The following is a 22,312-nucleotide window of genomic DNA, read 5'->3' as shown; positions in this document are numbered from 1 at the left end:
AATTCGGGTAATGTATATGCACGTAATTTCTATCATTTCTACCAAAGGCGGCGAAGGTAAATCGACCCACGCAGCTAATCTCAGCGGCTTCTGTGCAGATGCCGGTCTCAAGACTCTGTTGATCGACGGTGACTACGCTCAACCGACAGCCTCCAGTTATTATCACCTGCAGTATGAAGCCCCCTACGGTCTGTATGAGTTGTTAATGCATTCGGCTGATCTCAATCAACCCCAACAGCTTATTTCCCGCACCAGTATTACCAACCTTGACCTGATTGTTTCTAACGATCCCCATGAGCAACTCAAAACGGCTATGATGCACGCGCCCGATGGCCGTTTTCGTCTGCGCAATCTACTGCAGCACCCTCTGTTTACCGACTATGACGTGATTATTATTGATTCACAGGGTGCCCGATCCATCATGCTTGAGCTGGTCATGTTGGCAACGAACCATACGGCGCTCGCCATGATTAAGCCGGTGGTACCTGATGTGCGTGAGTTTTTACGCGGCACTATCCCGCTGATGGAAGGGTTGTTGCCTTATAAAGACTTTGGTATCGCATTGCCCCCGGTGAAAATTCTGGTGAACTGCATGGACTACACCGTTCTGGCAAGAAAAGCGCTGGCAGCGATAACACAGATCATTAACGAAAGCTCATACAGTGCAGCAGATATCCCAGTCAGCATGTTGGCAACGCAGATCTACGATTTAGAGGTTTATAAACTGGGGCACAGCCTGTCTCAGCCTGCTCATCGGTTGGAATATCAAACTGATCGTAAAGCCCCGCCTGCAGCGCAGTCTATGTGTGATCTGGCTTGTGAGCTCTTCCCTGAGTGGAAACCCTTGTTCGATGGCGTTCTTGCTCGGGAGGTCCGCGTATGAATCGCAATCAAATTTGGCGGGCTATTGCTTATTCTACCAATACTTATAAAGGACATGATGAGCTTCATGTGTTCGTCGATGCGCCTGATTACGAAACAGCTAAAAGCCTCATTTTTGAACGCTTGTCTGAGGAGTGGGAAATTGGGCAGCCCAGCATGTGGGAAGATCAGCCAGCACGTATCGAATTCCATAATGTCTGGGGGGAGCAGGAACTGCGTGATATGGCTTTGGGCACTCAAATACCTCCTGGTATGCCTTTGCTGGAGAGTGGCTGGGATGGTAGAAAGCCAATCTATGATACAAAACCCTTGATCCTGATTGCTTCCTCCCGACTCCGTGAGGTTCTGGAATGCGCGTTGCGCAAGGTTCAGAGTGAGGAGGCTCGCCATGCGTAGCACTGAACAACAGCGGGTTCTACCGCATTCATTAGAGGCTGAACAATCAGTGCTTGGCGGGTTAATGCTGGAGAATGACCGTTGGGATGAAATTGCGCCGATCCTGACGGCAGACAGCTTTTTCTCGCGACCTCACCAGCGAATTTTTACTGCCATGCAGGTATTGCTTAGCCGCAATATGCCTATCGATCTCATCACCTTATCAGAAGAGCTTGAGCGTGGTGGGCAGCTTGATATCGTAGGCGGTTTTGCCTACCTGGCCGAGCTATCCAAAAATACTCCCAGTGCGGCCAATATTGTGGCCTATGCGCAGTATGTCTCTACCGGCAAGCAGAAGCGTCAGTTATTGGCACTAGGGCATGATCTTGCCGGGCAAGCTGAAGATGCCCGTACGGATGTTGCTTCCCTGTTGGAACAGGCAGAGCAACGTCTCTTCGATATCGCGGGTCTACAGGCGTCCGGCAAGCCGTTTGATCTCATTTCCTCGTTGGAGACCTATCTTGACCGTCTGGAGTTGCGTTGCCGCAGTGAAGACCTGATCACCGGCACCCCTACACCCTTTGAGCAACTCAATGGGATGACCAGTGGATTGCAAGACAGTGATCTGATCCTGTTAGCGGCACGTCCTTCAATGGGCAAAACCGCGCTGGCTCTGAGTTTGTGTGAAGGTGCGCTGGAGACCCGGAAAGACAAGCCAGTGCAGATCTACAGCCTGGAAATGCCCATCGACCAGCTTTTATCACGGTTTATTGCCATGCTGGGACGTGTCCCTTTGCAGAATCTCCGCAATGGCAATATGGGCGATGAAGAGTGGGCCAGGGTGGGTGAGGCGAATAAAATTCTGATGGAGTGGAAAGATCGTCTGGTTATCGATGACGACAGTTTTATGACACCGTCAATGCTGCGCTCTCGGGTACGTAAAAATGTGCGTAAATACGGAAAACCATCTTTGATCCTTTTGGATTACCTACAGTTGATGCGTTGCCCTGGTCAGGAAAACCGGACACAGGAAATTGCCGAGATTTCGCGCTCATTGAAGGCGCTGGCGAAGGAGATCGGCTGTCCTGTGGTGGCTCTTTCGCAGCTTAATCGATCTCTTGAGAGCCGGGCGGATAAAAGGCCCAATAATGGTGACTTGCGGGATTCTGGGGCATTAGAGCAGGATGCTGACGTGATCATGTTTATTTACCGCGATGAAGTTTACGACGATCACAGTCCGGATAAAGGCGTCGCCGAGCTGATTATCGGCAAGCAGCGCAATGGGCCGACAGGCACGGTAAAAGTGAAATTCCAGCCTGAAATCACCCGATTTGAAGATTTTACGGGAGGCCGCTATGACTTCTAAAAAGGTGCAGACGTTGGGGGAACAGTTGTTGCAGCGGGGACGTTCGCCTGCGTCCGGCGCAATGGCCATCTTGCCGGTCAGTGAAATACCGATGGTATTAACGCTGGAGCAACTGCGGCCCAACCCGGATAACCCGCGTACCAACCGTAACCCCAAGTATGCCGATATCAAGGCGTCGATCCGGGCGCGTGGACTGGACTCGGTGCCAAAAGTCACGAAGGACCCTGACAGCGCCGAAGATGTGTACATCTTCAGTGATGGTGGAAATACACGCTATACGATCCTGGTGGAGCTATGGGAAGAGACCCAGGATGAACGTTTTCGTCGTATTCAGTGCATTTTCAAGCCGTGGCCGGGGCGGTTGAAGTGTGTCATCGGACATTTGGCTGAAAATGATGTTCGGGGGGACTTACTGTTTATAGAAAAAGCCTTGGGTATCGCCAAGGCAAAATCTATTTATGAAGAGCAAATAGGAAAGGCCATTTCTCAGCGAGAGCTGGAGTTATTTTTGCGTACTGAAGGTTACCCTGTCAGCCAATCAAGTATTAGCAGGATGGAGTATGCCCTCGATAATTTATATCCCTATATGCCTAGCTTGTTTAACTCAGGAATAGGTCGCCCTCAGGTTGCTCAACTTATTACTTTGCGCAGTGCTGCACAAAAGGCGTGGGATGCTTTTTCTACAGAGTTTTCAGTATCAAGCAGTTTTGATGAGGTGTTTGGTGAAGTTTGTCGTTCTTTAGATGATCCAGACCATTACACCCCAGATACGTTCAAAGACGAGTTGATCGCGGCATTACTCCAGGCAATGCCCAACCCGGAAATCACGTATGACCGCTGGTTAATCGAACTCGACCCGAAAGAGCAAAATCGGCGGAAGCTTTTCGGCGAACCCGCACCGTTGCCACAACATATTATCAATGCAGATAAAGGTTCCGAGACAAAAGAAGAGGAGGCCGTACCTGTTGTTACGCCGGGGTCTTCGCCCGATCTTCCTCCCAATGACGATAGCCAGATTAAAGAAGAATTCCCGGCGGTACAGCGCCAGCCCGATGCCGTTATTTCTTTGCAGGCGGTGAAGCCGTCAGTACCGGTTGATGCCGATCCTGACGAGCAGCACCAGGAAGAAGAACAGCTTGATTTGTATGGTCTGCCAAACGCATCTCGCGAGTCAACGTTACCGGTGACTTTTCCACTTTCAACCCCAGCTAGTGCTGTACGGCAAGATCAGCAAAATAATGACCTGCCTCCTGTGCTGGAAAGCGCAACCTCGGATTCTTCGGTTTCATTCGCCAATACCGGGTTAGAGCCGGTGACGGATATTTGGCACATTTCTGCCCTGCAGGACGATATTGAACATTTGCAGGATGCCGCTTTTCGCCTGGCGTTTGAACTAGCAGAAGTGCTTGAGGCTGAACAGGAACTGTGTGAAGACAATTCGCCTGGTTCGGTTGGGTATCGCTTGCAAGTAGGTATTAATCAGGCCACGCCAATAACGCGCCAGTTGGCAGGATTGGCTGGTGATGTGGCTGTTTCTGTCGCTGAACTGATGAATATTGTGTGCGGAACTGAGCAACCGGCTGATTGGCCACTGCTGGATGATGTTCACGTAGTGAAGTTTTTGCGGTTAATTCGTGTGATACGGCGCTTGCGTGAGATCCAACGCCAGTCACAACAGTGTCAGGATGGGGAGGAATAGGGATGAGTCGTTCACGTTCACAGCGTCAGGTTCGCCTGGTGAAGTTAATTCGTAAACTGCTGGAATTGGCTAAAAATAACAGCAATGCGCATGAGGCCGGGTTGGCTTTATCCCGTGCCCAGAAGTTGATGCAAAAATACGGTATCAGCGAACTGGATGCCGAGTCTTCTTTGGTGCAGGAATCCCGGACACAGCGAGCCCCGTCCGATGCAGTGAAAATTCCGCAATGGATGGATAGGTTGGTCTGGGTCGTTAACCGTGCATTTGGTTGTCGAGCCTACTATAGCTGGCAGCAGGGAAGCGCTAGCAACAGTCACCGTGTCGTGATGTTTTGCGGTTTTGGCGAACGTCCTGCCGTGGCTGCGTATTCCTTTGATGTTCTCTCTCGCCAACTGAAAAAGGCAACAACCGCCTACCTTAAGACGCAAAACAAGCGCCTCAAACTGTCAACTCGTCGTGCCCGTGCTGACCAATTTCGTGAAGGATGGGTTGAGGGGGTTCGTAGTGTCGTCATTGATTTTGGCCCCTCTCAGCGGGAGAGCCAGAGTATGGCTCATTACCTTGAAAAATTGGAGTTATCTCAGACCAAACTTCGGGATGCCAGGGAATGTCGCGGGGCTGATATTGCTCATGGAACCGGCTTTGTCGCGGGGAAGAATGCTCGGTTGTATCACGGTGTTGACGGTGCAGAGCACGGCAAGCTGACGGGTAACTTGGGGGTGTCCTATGAGTAAACGTCGTCAGGATCGGTCAGGTCACATGTTAGTTGTGCTTTGTGTCGTCACGTGGGCGATTGATTTAGGGATGCTGTTGGGAGGGAACTACATATGAATCAACAAACGGGGATCACAACCAATGCGTTGCTGACGCAAGTGTTGATGGAACTGAAATCCGGCAACATTCGGCGTTGTGAAGCGATGGGGCTGACGCTGGAGGAGATCCAGGAGCTGAATCAACTGACTGTGGAGGATTTGCACTACCTGGTGAATTCCTCTGTCTCGATACTGACGTTCCATATCAATCACACCAATCTCAATATGATGCTCGCACAGGCCCGGCAGGAGCAGGTACGCCTGCAGCGTATTGACCGAGCCCTGACGTTGGGCGGGTCAATAGAAATGATGCAGTGCTACTTTGGGCTGACGGCGGCAGAAGTGAGTACCCGCCGTCGCCTTGCCGGAATTCCTACCCGGCAAGGGCGTAATCAATCGCCCGGTGAAGCAGAAGAAATTTCGATTTGGGAGCAGTGGCGGGCTGCCAAGATAGACAATCTGGACTCGCTCGAAGCGCTGGAGGTCATGATGTTGATTGCTGAACAACAGGATATTGCCTTGACGTCGGTGTGGACGCTGGTAAAAGGCTGGGTCGATCAGCAGCAACAGCAATTGCGGAGAGTGGGTTGATGGCATTGGTGGTAGACAGTGTCATACAACATACGTTAAGCAGGATGACGGCCCGGATTGTGCAAAAGACACAGACCGGGGCTGTGACCAATGAGCAGAGTGGTCTGCTCTATCTGGGGAATGTGCATGATGCCATTCCCCGGCAGCTTTATATGGATAACCGGTTGTCGCCACTGGATAAAACTGCCTGGGTGATGATCCGTCTCTATGCCCAGCAGAATGATGGTGCGGTGTTCCCTACCTATGAAGAGCTTCAGCTTCAGCTCGCTTCCCCTCATGCTGGCAAAGCCTCACGAGAAACGGTTAGTCGCGCCTTGCTGATGTTACGGCTCACAGGCTGGTTGAGTTTATGCAAGCGAGTCAGGGACGAGGGTGGCCGGGTGCGTGGCAATATCTATGCACAGCATGATGAGCCGTTGGGATTATGTGATGCCGAGCATTTTGACCCCGGCTGGCTGGATGCGGTGGCGCAAGCATGCCAGCACGGCAACAAAACTATCCGGTTAACGGCGCTGTCTGTACTGAGCGAGATCAAGCAGGATACGTCCATGCGTCACCGTCATTCGCGTGTTGCGCTGATCGAAGCTCGGTTGTCCTCCCCGCAGTCTCCACAAGAATTGGCACAGCAGGCTTCTTTGCGGAGTTCGGAAACCGAACTCGGTCAAAAAATGGGAAAAATGGCTCCTGTTACCCAACGATCACCGAGTTCTGATTCCGAACTCAGTATAAATAAAGGGGCCGTTTTACCGAGTTCGGAATCCGAACTCAGTCTAGAAACAATGGGTTATGACAGAGTTCGGAATCCGAACTGTTACGTACGTAGTTATACACAGGGTGTAAAAGATACGTACGTAGGGGGAGGGGCATCCGGGAAAAACGACAATCGGCTTCGCTGGCCTTCAGTGCTGATTGAAAATCTGACCACGGCTGACCGGGATAACACAGAACCGCAACTGCAGGCATTGCCAGCGCCATTGGGGCAGCAGGTTCTTGATGAAGTGGCAGAGCGTATCGGCACCGGTGAGATAAAAAATGTGATTGCCTACCTGCTTGCCACGCTGAAGCGGGCGAGAAATGGACAATTCAATTCGACAGTGGGCGCGGTCAAACGAGTGCAGCAGCCAAAATTACAGCCACTGCAGCCTGTTGGGGCTAGAGAGCCTGTTTCCGTCCAAACGCAGGAGCAGGGGAAATCCCAGAGAGCATCGGCGGAGAATATTGCGCGGGTGATGGCTGAAATGGCTGAAACTCGAGCGGCATATAAGCGTTAATTATTCTGACAATCAATAGTTGGGAATTGATAGGTACAGACTGATTACAGTGTAATCAGTTTTAAACAATCAATAACGAGTAATCAATAGGTACAGGCTGGGATGAAAATTGTGAAAGACGAAAAAATACTTTCCCGTTGTTCGAAGAGCTGTTGATCTCGGACTATCTCACTCTGCGTCAACTATCGAATAGAGGCTGTTATGACTGATAATGCAGAGAAAAAGGATGGCAAAAAAGTCGGTGCACTACATTCAGAACTGCGGATTGATTTGCATACCTACTATGCGATCAGTACCTGGGAAGGAAGAGAAAGAGGGGCGAGGAAAGATACCATCATCGGAATGCCGCGATTTTTCAGGTTGGTATCCAGTATTAACACGGATTCATTGGCTGATAATCCTTATGCGGATGCTGTGATGTATCAGCTTGAAACGCTGATTGATGAAGCGCATAAGAACATTCAGCTTCTGTTAGAGGAAGCAAGTAGTCTGATAGAGAATCTTCCTGGCGGTATCTCGTTGTCCAATGTTGTTTCCAGCTCCCCCCTTAATATAGGTGTGCATAGTCATACGCCTTTAGGGTATCGCTGCGTTTACCTGCTTGTCGGCTTTGACCAACTGGCGCTGAAATTATTTCAGGCTCATCATTACGGGTTTATCTCCCGGCAACATCGTGACGATCGGTTGCATCAGGGCGGATACCAAATTCGCAAAATATTCTCGGTGGCGCAGCATTACCGATCATTCCCTGTCAGCCGCAGAGATATTGTAATGGAGACTGAAACGATACACTCGGCGCAGCAATATTTTGGTGATATAGAGCGTGAGGTGCTATTAGGCAAAAAACGTTCTCGCTTCTCGCCGCCGGTCAATGCTGAGATCCTTCGTTTGTTAAATAAGCGATTGCGGCATAAATCCGGCGATAATAAGGTAGCGGGGGATGTTGATAAACAAGGAGATAAGGATGAGAAACATGGGACAGAGTCATTTGTGTAATGCTGCAGGGGTGGTGTTATCTGCTGTTCTGTTAGGGGGATGTGCAGGGAGCGATGTTGCTGAGTTGAATAAGAAAGTCAGCGACATGAGCTACGGCTTGCTCTCACTGGGTAAAAAAACGGACAGCAATGACAGTGGTGGTTTGCCTGCGATGTCAGCGAACAGGATTGTCGTGGACAAGAAAACCGCCCGAGAACTTGAGGTTCCGGTTGATGTGGATACTGCCGCAGCCCGTGTTAAACGGTATTACAATTTTACCTCCAGTGACGCTGTGAATACCCTTAGGAGCCAGGGACTAGAGGGGGGCGTGAAAGCAGCAACAATTACCCAGGGAGGATATGCCTGGGACGCGCAACCGGGGGCCTACTACAAGATGGGCAGGGATTGGGGCGCAGATGAGGGGATCGAGGACAATATCCTGATTGAGCTGGAGAAAAATGCTACAGGGAGTCGTCTGTATATCACGTTCCGCTCCAGTGAGGCTTCACATGTCACCGAGGCTTACACCGGCAAATTGTTTGCCGAAGTCAAACAGGTCGCGGAAGGTAAAATCCGCTAACAGTGACTGCATCTTGTGATGGTCCGGCTGGGCCATCACCGAGTATTTCTTTTTTCACCTGTCATTTTTATTGCCATGCCCTTTTGGGTAGGGTGTCGTGCATGCTGGATTTGGCGGGTTCACTTTCATGGAGAATGGAATGAAACTCTTTTTGTGTGAAAAACCCAGTCAGGGACGGGACATTGCCGCCGTACTGGGGGCAACGGAGAAGAAGGGCGGCTATCTATCCGGTGCGGGGGTGGCGGTGACCTGGGGGTTTGGGCATCTGCTAGAGCAGGCCAGCCCTGATGTGTACGGCGAGCAGTTTGGCAAACCGTGGCGTACCGAGGTGCTGCCGGTGTTGCCCGCGCAATGGCAAATGCAGATCAAACCCGAATCCAAAGCGCAGTTTGAAGTGATCCGAAAGTTGTTACTCAAGGCGGATTGTGTGGTGATTGCGACGGATGCCGACCGCGAAGGTGAAGTGATTGCCCGTGAAATCCTTGATTATTGTGGCTATCAGGGCAACGTCGAACGGTTGTGGCTCTCGGCGCTCGATGAAGCCAGTGTCCGGGCCGCGCTGGCGGCGATAAAACCAGGGCATGAAACGTACCCTTATTACCTGGCGGGTCTTGGCCGCTCCCGCGCCGATTGGCAAATCGGCATGAATTTGACCCGTCTCTACACGGTCAAAGCCCGTGATTGCGGCTACGGCAATGTGCTTTCAGTTGGACGGGTACAGACGCCGACGCTCAACCTGATTGTTGAGCGCGACCGGCACATCGCGGGGTTTGTGCCAAAATCCTTTTTTGTGGTCACACTGGCACTGACGTCCAGTGGCCAGTCTTTTCAGGCGCAATGGGTGCCTGCCGCAACCTACTGTGATGAGGAAAAACGCTGTATTCAGCAAGGGGTGGCACAGCAGGTTGTCCAGCTCTGCCAGCAAACGGGGATTGCCTCGGTCACAGAGATTGAGACCAAACGCGAAACCGTCTCGGCCCCGCTCCCGTTTGATTTGGGTACGTTGCAGCAACAGTGCTCAAAACGTTGGGGGCTCGGTGCTCAGCAGGTTCTAGATATTGCTCAGGCACTGTATGAAACACATAAAGCGACAACTTACCCGCGTACAGACTGCGGGTTTCTGCCGACCTCGATGCTGTCGGAAGTGCCTGCCGTTTTTTCCGCCCTGGTAAAAAGTGATTCCGCGCTCTCGACAGTGCTGGAACAGTTGCAGCCCGGTTTTGTTTCCCGAGCCTGGAACGATAAGAAGATCACCGCCCACCACGGTATTATCCCCACAAAACAACCGTGCGACCTCGGTAAAATGAGTGAGGTGGAGCGTCAGGTCTACCAACTGATCCGGCAGCACTATCTGGCACAGTTCCTGCCGGTGTATGAACAGGATGCCACCCGAGTGTCACTGCTTTGTGGCGGTCAACTGTTTAAAACCCGTGGCAATGTGGTGGTGGTGCCCGGCTGGAAAGTCCTGTTTGAAAAAGAGTCTGAGGGAGATGAGACGCAAGGTGATACCGACAACGCGCAGCTTCCGGCCCTGGAGCAGGGGGCGCAGTGTCAGGTAACCGGTGCGGCCATGAAACCTCAGCAGACCAAGCCGCCTGAGCATTACACAGAAGGCACCCTGATTGCAGCGATGAAAAACGCTGCGCAGTTTGTGACCGATCCCCGGCTGAAAAAAATCCTGAAAGAGAACGCAGGATTGGGGACGGAGGCGACACGGGCCGGGGTCATTGAAACCTTGCTGGCTCGTGGTTTCATCACTAAAAAAGGGAAGTCTTTGCATGCTGCCGTGGTGGCCGGTGAACTGATGGATGTGTTGCCGATGCCGTTGAAAGATCCCGGTATGACCGCTCTGTGGGAGCAGGCGCTGGATGATATCGCCGAAGGAAAGATGTCTCTGGATGACTTTATGGCAAAGCAGTCGGCCTGGACAGCGCAGTTGGTCGAGAAAGGGCGTCAGCAGGTGATAAATATCACGGTTCCGCCCTCACCGCCGTGTCCGGTGTGTGGGGGGGGGACCTCGCAGCGGTTGGGGAAATCAGGGAGTTTTTGGGGCTGCCTGCGTTATCCTGACTGTACCGGGATAGTGAATCCCCCTCAGCGGAACACACGGCGAAGTTTCCCCAAAAAGAAAGCGCGTTAAGGTAAAAAATAATTATCGATTGCACTCGATGCGGGGAGTTTGCTATTTTGCGATGGCTTCTGAAACACCCCGTGATTACTGCGGTCACCAGTAATATGCATCATTCTTTTACCCGAAGAAGGGATGTATAAGGCGCAAAGTCTCAGTGAAAAACGCGTCGGGTTCGAAGGCTCGGCCTCTGAGTTGATGGAATGCAGTCTACAACAGCTTGTGGTGCAGGCATGGCGGGAACGTGTCGGGAAGATACGGTTCCCGTTTTTTTATCAAATATTCCTGATGAATTCCTGATGATATTTCGACTGACAGTTTAGTGTTGACTTCTTTCTGGCCTGTTTGAATAATGACCAGGCTAACGCGTTGTCTCTGACAACAGCCAATGTCCTGGTGATTTGAGAAGGACGCCTTCGGGCAATCACAAGCCAAAGCGACCATAACCTGAGAGGACGCGCTTTAGAGCGGTAACCCCCCTGAACCTTTGAAAGCGGGGATCGCAGTTCACTGCGATGAAGGTGCACTTATCCAACTTAACAGACAGTCAACGTCTTCACGTTGATACCCTGCGGGAAAACTCCCGTTGGGGACGTTTCTCCGCATACCGTTTTATTCCCAAGGAGAAACACCATGTCTCAAGCATCTCAATCTACGGCTACCCAAAATCAGACCAGCTATTTCAATCTGCACGTTGATGGTCTGGGGTATCTCAGCAATATCCGTGAAATCACCACGGCCAACGGTTCATTCCTGAGCTGTGTGATTAATGCGATGCACGGTTCGACCGATAAACCGGACTATACGCGTTTTGATGTTACGGTTTCCGGTAAAGATGCCACTGCATTGATCCGGCGTTGCCAGAAATCTGTCGATGAAGAAAAGAAAGTGCTGTTAGGCTTTAAACTCAGTAATCTGACGGCAGATGTATTTACCCTGACCAAAGGCGATCACGCAGGTGAATCCCGGCCTACACTGAAAGCGCGACTGATAAAAATCAGTTGGATCAAGGTAGGGCAAGAAATGGTCTATAAGGCTGAAAAATCAGTACCAGCACCAGAGGCTCCGGCCAGTACCTCACAAAAACAATACGCAGACAATGCGTTCTAGAGTGTCCATGTAGTACCCCTTAACGCCGGAGCTTCTCTGGCGTTTTTTTATTTATTTTTGGGAAATGAGTTGTTCGTTGAGGGACACCGTGAAGATTCGCACAGTGAGCACGTCTTTTTGACTGCTAACTGAGGATGTTCATGAAATCATATTACGCTTTCCCTGCCTGTTTACTGGCCGCTGCGGTGCTGACCGGGTGTGTACAACCGCAAAAAAACCTGCAACGCGACCCCACGTCCCCGATTGCCGGTGTTCAACTTTCGAGTAACGTACAGTCGGCTCGCCCCGATGCGTTTGCCACACCGTTGGAAGTGGTTCGCTACGACCGCTATCTGCTGGTCAGTACCTCCCCCTCCCAGGCACAACGTGCTCCACTGGAGCAGGTGATTGACATTCGCATTCCGGCTTCCTTGTCACCCACCGTGGCGGATGCCATGCGCTATGCGCTGCGCCAGTCTGGGTTCAGCTTGTGCAGTATCACCTCAGCCAATCGTGTGCTCTACAACCAGGCCTTACCGGCAGTGCATCATCAACTCGGGCCGATCCGCCTGAGTGACGCTTTGCAAATCCTGGCAGGACCTGCCTGGCAGCTAGAGGTGGACTCGGTGCAGCGCGTGGTCTGTCACTCGCTGCGTGATGGATTCCGCTTACCGCCAGAGCCGACGCCTGCGCCAATCGCCAGCAGTCACTTGATACAGCCGCCTGCCATCAAGCCAGTAGCCTCCACTGTACAACCGCAACCCACTCCGGCCCCCGCCCGGCAAAGGATGCTGAAATGAGTGAAATCATAGAGGAGACCCCGGCATCGCGTCCGGGCAAGGGGATGCGGCTGCTGCGTTATAGCGTCTTCACGCTTCTGGTGCTATCTGTTGCGGGTATTGGGGCAAAAGTGGTGAGCCAGTCTGTCCAGATTGCCTCGCTGCAAACCGCGCTGGGGCAAGTTCCTGGCCGGGATGCGGTCCAGCAGGAATTGGACAAATTGAACGGGCAGGTCATCAGCAATAGCGAGGCGTTGAACACGCTGTCAGCCTCGCTGGATACGCTGAAGGCGGCACCGGCGGTGGGTAAACCGGCGTTTGAGCAACTGGCGCAGCAGGTACGTACACTCGAGACAAAAGTCAGCCAGCCAGTGTCGCCAGATACACAGGCACTGAAGGGCGTTCATGCCACGATGGCACTTCTGCTGGCCCGTGTTGACACCCTGGAACAACGGGCCGGTGCAGCACAAACACCGGCAATCAAACCAGCCACCTCTGCCGTCACTTCAGGGGCGACCGTACCCACCGTCAAGAAATCCCCCACCCGGATCGCCCGGTCTGTTGCTGCCCCTTTCCGTCTGACCAGCATTGAGCGGCGGGGAGGCGCAGTGTTTGTCGCCGTGGCTCCCCTGCAGGCGTTCAACCTGACGGATATACGGCTTGTCGAAACCGGCGAAACCGTTCAGGGCTGGACACTGTTGTCTGCCGGGGGCAATCAGGCCCAGTTCAGCGTCGCAGGCCGGACGCAGACGCTGACCGTTCAATAAAGGAGGTTCAGGATGAAATTGACACCAATCGCCCTGGTATTGGGCCTGGGTATGGCCCCGCTTTTCCCGGCAACAGCCGCACTGCAAACTGAGCAATCCCAACAGGGAAACACCGCCAGTGTCAGTACCACCCTGCAGGCGTTGGAAGAAGCGCAGTCGAAAAAAAGTGCCCAGGAATGGGGGCTGACAACCGAGGAATGGCAGCGTTATCAGCAGTTGAGCAAAGGGCGTCGGGGGATTTTATCACCGGGGTTAGATCCGATCACCACGCTGGGTATCGAAGCGCGGAGCGAGGAGGAGCGGCGTCACTATGCTGACCTGTCCGTCAAACAGGACTTTCAGCGGGTTGAGGCGGAGTTGGCCTTCCAGCGTGAAGTGAATGCCGCCTGGGTGCGTGTCTACCCCGGTATCTTACCTGTGCGCTCTGCCGGGGATGCCGGGCAGGGTAATGGGCGGCTGGCTTTGTTTGTTCGGGCTGACTGTGGGACGCCGTGTGAGACCAAAGTAGCGTCCCTGCTGACAAGCCAACGTTTGCTGGATATTTACCTGGTCGGCAGCGAAGGGAAAGATGAGGCCGTTCGGGCCTGGGCGAAAAAGCTGGCTATCCCCGTCGAGCGGGTGAAAGCGAAAACGCTGACGCTCAATCACGACCGGGGACAGTGGATCAAGTTCGGTCAGGGACGTATGCCGGTTGTGCTGCAACAGGGAGAAAACGGATGGCAAGTTACCGCGTATTGAGTGCGCTGGCGCTCCTGCTCTGCAGTTCGAACAGCCTGGCGACCGTGTCCTCTCAGCAGATCCCGTCAGGTTATTACCAGGTGGCGGTGCAGGAGCGGGTGCCCGCCGAAGCCTTGTACAGCCTGGCGCTGACGGAATCGTCAAAGAAACTTCCCCACGGCGTTCGACCCTGGCCGTGGACCATTAACGTCGCCGGGAAAGGGTATCGCTATGCAACCCGGCAAGAGGCTTATCAGGCGCTATTGGGGTTTATGCGCCATAACTCACTGAAACGTATCGATATCGGGATTGCGCAGGTGAATCTGGGCTGGAACGGGCATCACTTCCGTTCCACCTGGGAGGCCTTTGATCCGTACATCAATCTGCATGTGGCGGCCCGTATTCTGCGGGCCTGCTACGACAACAAGCCGGGGAGTTGGATAACCGCTGCCGGGTGCTATCACCATCCGGCAGGCGGCCAGCCTGCACGGACCTATCAAGCCATCGTGAAACGGCATTTGAATCGCCTGCAGCCGACAACCGGCGTACTGGCATCGAATGTTGTCATTGAACCTGCGGCAGGAGCGACGCCATGAATCTGAATCCACGTTTATTGACCCACCTGAGCGGTGTGCTGGTACTGGGTATCATCAGTTTTACAGTCCAGGCCGAGTTAACGGTCGTTGCCGATCTGGGCGGCCAGTCTACGGCAACGTATTTCGAGGGCATCAATAATCAGGGCAACGCCACGGCATCCTCGGCACCGGCAGCACCGTTGTCGGTTATTCCGCTTACCGTTTTGCCCGTCAGTACCCCTGAGCTGACACCCGGCAAGGTGGAGGCCAGGGCATTGACCCTGCCGGGGATGCGCCCGATGTTTTTGATTGGTGATGATGATCTGTCTCGCCGTTGGCTGTCACTGCGTCGGGATGCACTGGTGCAGTTAAACGCGGTGGGACTGGTGGTGAATGTTGCCAGTGAAGGGGCGCTCAACGACCTGAAGAAACACGCTGATGGGTTGGAGTTGTTGTCGGTCTCGGGCAGTGATCTGGCGAAGCGGCTGGGGCTGACCCATTACCCGGTGTTGTTGACGGAAAAGGGATTGGAACAATGAGATCGGGCCTGATGCTGGAGAGTCTGGGACCTTTGGTTTGGTGGCTGCTTTTACTTAGCGTGCTGAGCTGGATAGCGTTACTGATTGGCGCGAAAGTCAGTCGCCACCGACGTTATCAGCGTCAGGCTCAACGTGTTCTGGCGCGTCTTCCCCAGTTGGCCGGTGACGGCCAACGTCTGAATTATCTGCGTAAAGTGAACCCCTATGTGTTTGAAGAATTGCTACTGACTGCATTCGAACGCCGGGGATATAGCATCAAACGCAACCGGCGTTATAGCGGTGACGGTGGGCTTGATGGGCAGGTGTGGATGGGTAGCCAGCGTTATCTCATCCAGGCCAAACGCTATGCCCGCACCATCACATCGGCCCATGTGGTGGCATTTGGGGCGCTGGTCCGCCGCGAACGTTGCCGGGGGCTGTTTATTCACACCGGGCGTACCGGCCTGAAGTCCCGCGAGGCGCAGAGCGCCTCTCCCTGCATTGAATTTATCAGTGGTCAGCGGCTGCTTGACCTGATCGACCAGCAGCGTCCCTGGCTACTGGGTGAGGAGTGAACAATGAGTGATCGTTATGTGATTGAGGCGATGTTGCGACCTGCTGTTGAGCTGAATACAGCGGTCGTTGCCGCCTGTGCCAGCTATATCTGTGTGACCGCGCCGTGGGCGGTGGCATTGGCTCCTGCTGTCAGCTATGTCACTGCCGGTGGGTTTGCTGTGTTTGCCCTGAAACGGACCCGTGAGGGGGGCAGGGTGCTGCGCTACCGGCGCAATATCCGCCGTTTGCCGCGCTATGTCATGACCAGCGCCCAGGTACCGGTAAGCCATCATCGTCTGTTCCTGGGGCGGGGGTTTCTGTGGGAGCAAAAACACACACAGCGCCTGCTGGCGACATTGCGCCCCGAAGTGGAGCGCTATGTGAATCCCCCGGCGCTGTACCAGGCGGCGCGTCGTTTTGAACAGCACCATGAATACCGTTATCCCACCTTGTGCAAATGGCTTTCCAGCCAGTCAGCGCTCAATCCGGTGCGCCCACTGCCGGACGTCGGCGGCAAGCCCGCATTGCACGGTATTGAACCCGATGAAGTCAATGTCTCGATGAATCTGGGAGAGCGAGTTGGGCATATGTTGGTGTTGGGGACGACACGCGTCGGTAAAACCCGCCTGGCGGAACTGCTGATCACCCAGGATATCCGGCGTGGCAACGTCACCATTGTCTTTGACCCCAAGGGGGATGCAGATCTGCTCAAACGCATTTACGCCGAAGCCCACCGCGCCGGTCGCGCCAGCGAACTGCAGGTGTTTCACCTGGGTTGGCCCGACATCAGTGCCCGCTATAACGCCGTGGGCCGTTTCAGCCGTATTTCTGAGGTGGCCACCCGTGTGGCCGGACAATTGGAAGGCGGCGGTAATAATGCGGTGTTCCGGGAGTTTGCCTGGCGGTTTGTCAACATCATCGCCCGTGGCCTGGTTGCCCTGGGACAGCGGCCTGACTTTGGCCTGATCATGCGTTACGTCAATAACATCAGTGACCTCTATGAAAACTACGCCGAGTTTTACCTGTCGCAACATGCCCCGGCGTTGTGGCTACAGATTGAGAGTCTGGTGCCCGTTCTCGATGAACGTGATATTCCTCGGCATATGGAGGGGCGCTCGATGCGTATCGTGGCGATTGAGCATGTTTTGGGGAGTGATGAGGGCAAACGGGTGTATGACCCTGTCCTGGATGGTCTGCGCTCGTCTGTTCGCTATGACCAGAAATACTACGACAAAATTGTTGCCAGCCTGTTGCCGTTACTGGAGAAACTGACCTCCGGCAAGACGGCACCGTTGATCTCCCCGGACTATACCGACCTGACCGACCCCCGCCCCATTTTTGACTGGCAGCAGGTGATCCGCAAGAAGGGCATTGTTTATATCGGTCTGGATGCGTTGTCAGACCCGGAGGTGGCTGCAGCGGTGGGCAACAGCATGTTTGCCGACCTGGTGAGCGTAGCCGGTCATATCTATAAGTTTGGTATCAATGATGGTTTGCCTGTGGAGGAAGAGAAGAAAACCCCCATTAGCCTGCACTGTGATGAGTTCAATGAACTGATGGGCGATGAGTTTATCCCGCTTATCAACAAGGGCGGTGGTGCGGGTATCGAGGTCACAGCTTATACACAGACCCTGCCGGACATCGAGGCGCGGTTGGGCAGTGCGGCCAAGGCTGCACAGGTGGTCGGTAACTTCAACAGCCTGGTGATGCTGCGCGTCCGGCACACCGAAACGGCAGAACTGATGACAAAACAATTGCCTGAAGTAGAGGTGTATACCAAAACCCTGGTGTCTGGCGTCACCGATATTTCCAACCCGGAGATGGGCAGTGATTTTACCTCCAATACCCAGGACAGGGTGAGTTCGGTACGTACGCCGCTGATCACTCCGGCCAATGTGATCAACCTGCCGAAAGGCCAGGCCTTTGCCTTGCTGGAAGGGGGGAAACTGTGGAAGATCCGTATGCCGTTGCCAGCGGCGGGGAATGATGCCTTGATGCCGGACAGTCTGGGGAAGATTGCCGAGTATATGAAGAAAAATTACCGCACGGGCGATACCTGGTGGTCGGGAACGGCCTTACCGGGCGACCGGGCACCCGAGATTGACAATAACGTGGTCTGATGAGGGAAGTTCAATAATGAAGCAACAATTTCGTGTCAGTGCTGTACTGGCCTCCAGCCTCGGGCAGTCTGCCGAGGTGCCTCGCGATATCATGACGGTGCTGAAGACTCGGCACTGCTCAACGCCGTTTGCTCCAGAGATTGTGACGGCGTTGAGTGAATTAGGGTATGACGCACGACGAGAGCAGGAGCCTTGCCCGGCCAACCAGGTGGGGATCTGGGTGACAATCAATGCCCAGCCCATGCTGCTGCAGTGTGAGCTGGAAGTTCTGGCACTGCATTAAGGAGGGGTAATGGCACAAGCATCTTCTTCCTCGCAGCCGGTTCAGCAAAACCTGCCTGCCAAACGGCACGGTCTGCTGATGACGGTATTGTGGGACATGCCCTGGCGGGTCGTTGGCATGTTATTGGTCTCCCTGCTGTTTAGCCTGATAGTGGAGTACATTGGTATTGCTTTTTTCTGGCCGGAGCAGGGCGCTGAACACAGCCGGGCGGTGATGGTGACGGAAAGTGGCTATTTTGCCGAAGGCTTTACCCGCAGCCTGCTGCTGTCTGCGCCGGTGACCACGGTGAGTACCTGGATAACTGTCGGTTACCAATGGCTGTTTGTGAACAGCGGTTTTCTGGGATGGCTCCAGTCAGCGCAGTCAAGCAACAGCGGCAATGCGCTGACGGATGGCCTGAATGTCGGCGGAGCCTGGTTGATACAGGTGGCGCGTGAATACCTGATGGCCTCGATGTATGTCACGCTGATTTTCCTGATGCGGGTCACCATCCTGGTGTTGTCGGTGCCGCTGTTTGTTCTGGTGGCCCTGGTGGGGATTGTTGATGGGATGGTAAGGCGTGACCTGCGTCGCTATGGTGCGGGGTATGAGTCGAGTTTTCTGTATCACCATGCCAAGCGGTTTGTGAAACCGGCCGTCTATATTCCCTGTATTCTCTACCTGTCTGCGCCGTTTTCGGTCTATCCGAATATGCTGTTGCTGCCCGCCGCGTTGCTGATGGGACTGGCGATATCGGTGACAATGGGATCATTTAAAAAGTACCTCTGATCGACAAGAACAGCCTTCGCAGCGAGGGCTGTTAGACCTCTATTTTGCACGATACTTTATGGATACTCTTGGCGAGCGTGTAGGACGCTTAGGACAGTTATCCGCTCTGCGTTGATTTGATAAACCAGAATATAGTTGGGATGAGCAACCACTTCTCTTGTTCCAGGGAGTCTTCCAACTCGAAAAAGGTAGGGGTGCTCTGCTGCGGGTTGTATCGCCTCTTGAATCAATGCCTTTATACGACGTGCTGCAAAGGGATTTTCGTTCGCAATATAACGGATAATGTTGGCGAGGTCGCTTCGTGCGGACTGGCTCCAGATAATCGGTAACATCAGAGTGATTTACGCATCCTGGACTCAGCTTCAGCGATAATCACTTCCATCTCAGCCATCACTTCGTCGTGTGGGATGCCAGGACGTGGGTCGTCTAACGCCTCTTGTACTTTGGCACGGAACCAACGGTCATAGCTGTCTGCCTGCTCTTGAGTTTCAAACTCTGACACGATGGGGGAAAGTAAAGCACTCATTGTTTATCTCCGGCGTTGCTGGCCTTTTGAACAGTATAGCTTGTTCCGTTGTTCAGACCAAGCCGGAGAGAATAGGTAGTTGGATTAATGTGTTCGTGTCCTCATTTGTGATTTATATCGTTCCCATCACCATTTTTAAAGTGCTCATAAAATTGGTCTATTTTAATTTTAGGAGCAATATTTAAAGCTGTGAAAATATCCCTTGCAAACTCAATATTACCTGTTGCTTTTGCTGTTATTATATTTCTACAATGTACAGACAATTGATGTTTGAATTTCTCTTCTCCCGTATAAGCTGATCCGGTTTTAGACTTTATATCTGATAATGCGTTAGTGGTATGCTCAACATCATTTATGAACCCATTTACAGCTAAGAAACGTGCAGCATCACAGATTGCTCCAATAATGATATTGTTGTCTAAAGCCTTTTTTATCATAGGGATGAATTTCTGCGCTTCAGGAGAAAACCAACTTGTTCCTCCAACCAGAATAAGTGCAGAAAAATCTTCAGGAACGTTGTCGACAGTATAATCTGGTATGACTTTTAATCCACCAATAGATAATACAGGGTCGTTATTAACAGCAACAGTTTTCACTGCGTAATGATTTTGCCATAAGCCGTACCCCCATTGTAATCCTGCTGCTAGAAGTGCCGGTTCCCAGTCTGCAAAATTAGAAATTATTACAAATAAGACGGTGTTTTTCTTCATATATTCCCTCGTGTTTACAGTGGTCTTACTGTAGTGGTGAATTTTCAATCAATATACTCCGCTTGGTGTGCCAGGCCAAGCAAAGAGCCCCGATGGCGCAAACCGCGCCACGCTGTTGGCCTCTCGGATAAATTTTCACAATTCCCCTTCTAGTTGTTTGCTGACCCTGTTGCTCCTTTTCGCCACTCTCTGTGCTGCATCCATTACCTGTAAAAGGAGGTTCCCATGCACATAACACCGCTGCGGGCGTTGTGTCTCGCAGGCAGTCTGTTCACTGCGCTGTCCGTCCAGGCCGGTGAGAAAGACGAGTTGGCCCTGGTCATGAAGCAACTGGACCAGGTACAGGCCAGCCTGGAGCGCGCCCGTGTGGTGGCGGTTCAGGACGGTCAGTCCGGGCGTTTTCATTTTGATTACCTGCGGGCCACCCAGGACATCAACACGGTGCGTCGGGGGATTGAGTTTTACCTCGAACCCTCCCGCGCGCAACCCACCACATCGTCAGTCTCCGGGCAATATCGCCAGGAGCGTCGGTAATGAATGAAGCACAGACCGCAGCGTTTAAAGCCGCTGCTGGCAACGTCGAGCCTGCCGTTCTGAACCTGCTGTTTATCGGTTCACTGATAGCGGTATTGACGTTGTGGGCAGGGTGGGGATTTGTTCACGTCTATCGGGGCTATGCGGCAGGCAATATCAAAGGGGCTGCCGTTCAACGCTTCGTGGTCCGTGTCGTCATCTTGCTGTTGGTCAGTCTGTATTTGTTCGCCAGTTAATCATTTATCACTTCTTCATTTGTAAGGAAACTACCATGAATCTGCAGTCCCTTTTCTCTTCCACCCGCCGTGTTGCACAGCGTGTTCGTCAGTCCACTGCACTGTTGGCTCTGACGGCGGTGACGTCTGCCCAGGCTGCTCTGCCGACGGTGGAAGGCCCTAAAACCAGTACCGACAGTTCGTTCTACGGCCAGATTTCCGGCTACCTCAATGACGGGATTGTCCTGGGTGGCCTCATCCTGGCCGCCGTGGCGCTGCTGGTCGTGGCGAATTCCATCATTGCGACCTTCGCCGAAGTCCAGCAGGGCAAATCCACCTGGGCCAAGTTCGGCATGCTGGTCGTGGTCGGTATCGTGCTAGTCGTCGCGGTCATCTGGCTGGCCACCAAAGCGGCCACGGTCATCGTGGGCTAAGGCAGGTACGGTATGGCGACTATCTCGTTTCTACCCGACCGGCTGAATGCAGAGCCTATTGTATTCAAGGGCTTTACCACGCCAGAGCTGTTTATGACTGCGGGATTAAGCGTATTGGGCGGCCTGGTGGTCGCCATACCTTTTACCCTGTTTATTGGCTGGCTGGCGTTCCCTACCGTCAGTTTATTGATGCCGATTGTCGTTGTGTTTTTCGGCGGCAAGCTGATGGCGCGTTTCAAGCGCGGCAAACCGGAGAACTACCTGTACCGGCGTGTTGAGCTGTGGCTGAGCCGTCAGCGGATGGGCAATCCCCACTTGATACACCGTAGCCAGACCTGGGCATTGCGCCGTTCAATGCCGGTCATTCGCCAGTTCCAGGAGGAGTTTGATGAGTAAGTACAGAAGTGCGGTCAATGCGCGTGACCGCCATATTTCAACCCTGCGTGGAGCTTGCGGGGTGTTGATGGTTCTGCTGATGATAGCCCTTGCTGGCTGGATGTTGTCACCGCGCAACCTGACCGTTCATAACCCGCCTGACCTGCGCTCGGGCTCGACCCGCGCCTGGTGGGAGGTTCATCCGTCCACCGTCTACAGCTTTGCGTTTTACATCTTCCAGCAACTGAACTCCTGGCCGAAAGACGGCAATACCGACTACCCGTACCGCATCAGCACGCTGTCTGCTTATCTGACGCCCACCTGTGAAGAGTGGCTGAACAAGGATGCGAAACAGCGTAAATCTGCCGGGGAGTTGCGTGAACGCGTCAGGGGGATCTCTGAAGTCCCTGGACGCGGCTACAAGGACGACAGTGTCACGGTGGTGAGCCGCGATAGCTGGATCGTGCGCCTGGATCTGGTGGCCGATGAGTATTACCACACCGAACCGGTGAAACGCGCGCTGGTGCGTTACCCGCTGAAGATTGTGCGCTGGGATCAGAACCCGGAGGCCAACCCGTTTGGTCTGGCACTCGATTGCTACGCCGATATCCCGCAACGCCTGGAAGCGGCCCCGGCCGCGCCGGTTGAGAAGAAAGGACTGTTCTGAT

28 protein-coding genes are annotated in these 22,312 nt (G+C 53.4%); 25 read left to right on the top strand and 3 right to left on the bottom strand.

Annotation, left to right across the window (positions count from 1 at the left end; genetic code table 11):
- Positions 1-16: 16 nt before the first annotated feature.
- The 20 genes from A6U95_RS11760 (at position 17) to A6U95_RS11665 (ending at position 18,850) form a co-directional block, all read left to right on the top strand.
- The gene (locus A6U95_RS11760) at positions 17-883 is read left to right on the top strand and encodes a ParA family protein (RefSeq protein ID WP_065684624.1); all 867 of its coding nucleotides are present in this window, start codon (positions 17-19) and stop codon (positions 881-883) included.
- A complete protein-coding gene (locus A6U95_RS11755; protein ID WP_065684623.1) occupies positions 880-1,278 on the top strand; it encodes a hypothetical protein in 399 nt (132 codons plus the stop codon). The genes A6U95_RS11760 and A6U95_RS11755 overlap by 4 nt, the downstream gene beginning before the upstream one ends.
- Positions 1,271-2,623 carry an SPI-7-type island replicative DNA helicase gene (gene dnaB-PI / locus A6U95_RS11750; RefSeq protein WP_065684622.1) on the top strand — a complete coding sequence of 451 codons (1,353 nt, stop codon included), beginning with the start codon at positions 1,271-1,273 and terminating at the stop codon, positions 2,621-2,623. Before A6U95_RS11755 ends, dnaB-PI begins: the two co-directional genes overlap by 8 nt.
- A complete protein-coding gene (locus A6U95_RS11745; protein WP_065684621.1) occupies positions 2,613-4,322 on the top strand; it encodes a ParB family protein in 1,710 nt (569 codons plus the stop codon). Before dnaB-PI ends, A6U95_RS11745 begins: the two co-directional genes overlap by 11 nt.
- Positions 4,323-4,324: 2 nt before the next feature.
- Positions 4,325-5,056 carry a DUF2786 domain-containing protein gene (locus A6U95_RS11740; protein ID WP_065684620.1) on the top strand — a complete coding sequence of 244 codons (732 nt, stop codon included), beginning with the start codon at positions 4,325-4,327 and terminating at the stop codon, positions 5,054-5,056.
- A 93-nt stretch (positions 5,057-5,149) separates the two neighbouring features.
- Entirely contained in the window at positions 5,150-5,725 is a 576-nt protein-coding gene (locus A6U95_RS11735) for a DUF2857 domain-containing protein (RefSeq protein ID WP_065684619.1), read from the top strand.
- Positions 5,725-6,996, top strand: a complete 1,272-nt coding sequence (locus A6U95_RS11730) for an STY4528 family pathogenicity island replication protein (RefSeq protein WP_065684618.1) — start codon at positions 5,725-5,727, stop codon at positions 6,994-6,996. The genes A6U95_RS11735 and A6U95_RS11730 overlap by 1 nt, the downstream gene beginning before the upstream one ends.
- A gap of 201 nt (positions 6,997-7,197) precedes the next feature.
- Positions 7,198-7,992, top strand: coding sequence for a PFL_4669 family integrating conjugative element protein (locus A6U95_RS11725; RefSeq protein WP_065684617.1), 795 nt, complete (start codon positions 7,198-7,200; stop codon positions 7,990-7,992).
- The gene (locus A6U95_RS11720; RefSeq protein WP_065684616.1) at positions 7,970-8,551 is read left to right on the top strand and encodes a hypothetical protein; all 582 of its coding nucleotides are present in this window, start codon (positions 7,970-7,972) and stop codon (positions 8,549-8,551) included. The genes A6U95_RS11725 and A6U95_RS11720 overlap by 23 nt, the downstream gene beginning before the upstream one ends.
- A 139-nt stretch (positions 8,552-8,690) precedes the next feature.
- A complete protein-coding gene (locus tag A6U95_RS11715; RefSeq protein WP_065684615.1) occupies positions 8,691-10,691 on the top strand; it encodes a DNA topoisomerase III in 2,001 nt (666 codons plus the stop codon).
- A 621-nt stretch (positions 10,692-11,312) separates the two neighbouring features.
- On the top strand, positions 11,313-11,789 hold the full coding sequence (locus A6U95_RS11710) for an STY4534 family ICE replication protein (RefSeq protein ID WP_065684614.1): 477 nt from the start codon (positions 11,313-11,315) through the stop codon (positions 11,787-11,789).
- 134 nt (positions 11,790-11,923) lie between these two features.
- Positions 11,924-12,568: a PilL N-terminal domain-containing protein gene (locus tag A6U95_RS11705; RefSeq protein ID WP_139102364.1), complete on the top strand. Its 645-nt coding sequence runs from the start codon at positions 11,924-11,926 to the stop codon at positions 12,566-12,568.
- A complete protein-coding gene (locus A6U95_RS11700; protein WP_065684612.1) occupies positions 12,565-13,314 on the top strand; it encodes a hypothetical protein in 750 nt (249 codons plus the stop codon). Before A6U95_RS11705 ends, A6U95_RS11700 begins: the two co-directional genes overlap by 4 nt.
- 12 nt (positions 13,315-13,326) lie before the next feature.
- Positions 13,327-14,052, top strand: coding sequence for a TIGR03759 family integrating conjugative element protein (locus A6U95_RS11695; protein WP_065684611.1), 726 nt, complete (start codon positions 13,327-13,329; stop codon positions 14,050-14,052).
- Positions 14,031-14,627, top strand: a complete 597-nt coding sequence (locus A6U95_RS11690; protein WP_065684610.1) for a transglycosylase SLT domain-containing protein — start codon at positions 14,031-14,033, stop codon at positions 14,625-14,627. Before A6U95_RS11695 ends, A6U95_RS11690 begins: the two co-directional genes overlap by 22 nt.
- Positions 14,624-15,145, top strand: a complete 522-nt coding sequence (locus A6U95_RS11685) for an integrating conjugative element protein (protein ID WP_065684609.1) — start codon at positions 14,624-14,626, stop codon at positions 15,143-15,145. The genes A6U95_RS11690 and A6U95_RS11685 overlap by 4 nt, the downstream gene beginning before the upstream one ends.
- On the top strand, positions 15,142-15,699 hold the full coding sequence (locus tag A6U95_RS11680; protein WP_241810646.1) for a restriction endonuclease: 558 nt from the start codon (positions 15,142-15,144) through the stop codon (positions 15,697-15,699). Before A6U95_RS11685 ends, A6U95_RS11680 begins: the two co-directional genes overlap by 4 nt.
- 3 nt (positions 15,700-15,702) lie before the next feature.
- Entirely contained in the window at positions 15,703-17,799 is a 2,097-nt protein-coding gene (traD, locus tag A6U95_RS11675) for a type IV conjugative transfer system coupling protein TraD (RefSeq protein WP_065684608.1), read from the top strand.
- A 16-nt stretch (positions 17,800-17,815) separates the two neighbouring features.
- Positions 17,816-18,082: a hypothetical protein gene (locus A6U95_RS11670; protein ID WP_065684607.1), complete on the top strand. Its 267-nt coding sequence runs from the start codon at positions 17,816-17,818 to the stop codon at positions 18,080-18,082.
- A 9-nt stretch (positions 18,083-18,091) separates the two neighbouring features.
- Positions 18,092-18,850, top strand: coding sequence for a TIGR03747 family integrating conjugative element membrane protein (locus tag A6U95_RS11665; protein WP_065684606.1), 759 nt, complete (start codon positions 18,092-18,094; stop codon positions 18,848-18,850).
- Positions 18,851-18,906: 56 nt separating this feature from the next.
- Here the strand turns inward: A6U95_RS11665 and A6U95_RS11660 are convergent, their stop codons facing one another.
- The 3 genes from A6U95_RS11660 to A6U95_RS11650 form a co-directional block, all read right to left on the bottom strand.
- Complete coding sequence (locus A6U95_RS11660; protein WP_065684605.1) at positions 18,907-19,182, bottom strand: type II toxin-antitoxin system mRNA interferase toxin, RelE/StbE family; 276 nt, start codon at positions 19,180-19,182, stop codon at positions 18,907-18,909.
- A complete protein-coding gene (locus A6U95_RS11655) occupies positions 19,182-19,376 on the bottom strand; it encodes a stability determinant (protein WP_065684604.1) in 195 nt (64 codons plus the stop codon). Before A6U95_RS11655 ends, A6U95_RS11660 begins: the two co-directional genes overlap by 1 nt.
- Positions 19,377-19,477: 101 nt before the next feature.
- Entirely contained in the window at positions 19,478-20,086 is a 609-nt protein-coding gene (locus A6U95_RS11650) for a DJ-1/PfpI family protein (RefSeq protein ID WP_065684603.1), read from the bottom strand.
- A gap of 225 nt (positions 20,087-20,311) precedes the next feature.
- Here A6U95_RS11650 and A6U95_RS11645 point away from each other — a divergent pair, with 225 nt between their 5' ends.
- From A6U95_RS11645 to A6U95_RS11625, 5 genes are read left to right on the top strand one after another with little or no spacing between them, the layout of a single operon-like run.
- Positions 20,312-20,620: an RAQPRD family integrative conjugative element protein gene (locus A6U95_RS11645; RefSeq protein WP_065684602.1), complete on the top strand. Its 309-nt coding sequence runs from the start codon at positions 20,312-20,314 to the stop codon at positions 20,618-20,620.
- Complete coding sequence (locus tag A6U95_RS11640; RefSeq protein ID WP_050135254.1) at positions 20,620-20,856, top strand: TIGR03758 family integrating conjugative element protein; 237 nt, start codon at positions 20,620-20,622, stop codon at positions 20,854-20,856. Before A6U95_RS11645 ends, A6U95_RS11640 begins: the two co-directional genes overlap by 1 nt.
- A 35-nt stretch (positions 20,857-20,891) precedes the next feature.
- The gene (locus A6U95_RS11635; RefSeq protein WP_065684601.1) at positions 20,892-21,269 is read left to right on the top strand and encodes a TIGR03745 family integrating conjugative element membrane protein; all 378 of its coding nucleotides are present in this window, start codon (positions 20,892-20,894) and stop codon (positions 21,267-21,269) included.
- A 12-nt stretch (positions 21,270-21,281) separates the two neighbouring features.
- The gene (locus tag A6U95_RS11630; RefSeq protein WP_065684600.1) at positions 21,282-21,665 is read left to right on the top strand and encodes a TIGR03750 family conjugal transfer protein; all 384 of its coding nucleotides are present in this window, start codon (positions 21,282-21,284) and stop codon (positions 21,663-21,665) included.
- Complete coding sequence (locus tag A6U95_RS11625; RefSeq protein ID WP_065684599.1) at positions 21,658-22,311, top strand: PFL_4703 family integrating conjugative element protein; 654 nt, start codon at positions 21,658-21,660, stop codon at positions 22,309-22,311. The genes A6U95_RS11630 and A6U95_RS11625 overlap by 8 nt, the downstream gene beginning before the upstream one ends.
- Position 22,312: the final 1 nt, after the last annotated feature.

The organism is Serratia sp. 14-2641 (genome assembly GCF_001692375.1).
GTDB classification, from domain to species: Bacteria; Pseudomonadota; Gammaproteobacteria; order Enterobacterales; family Enterobacteriaceae; genus Chania; species Chania fonticola_C.
The sequence above is the reverse complement of the archived record's forward strand: the minus strand, read 5'-3'. Positions and strand labels throughout refer to the sequence as shown.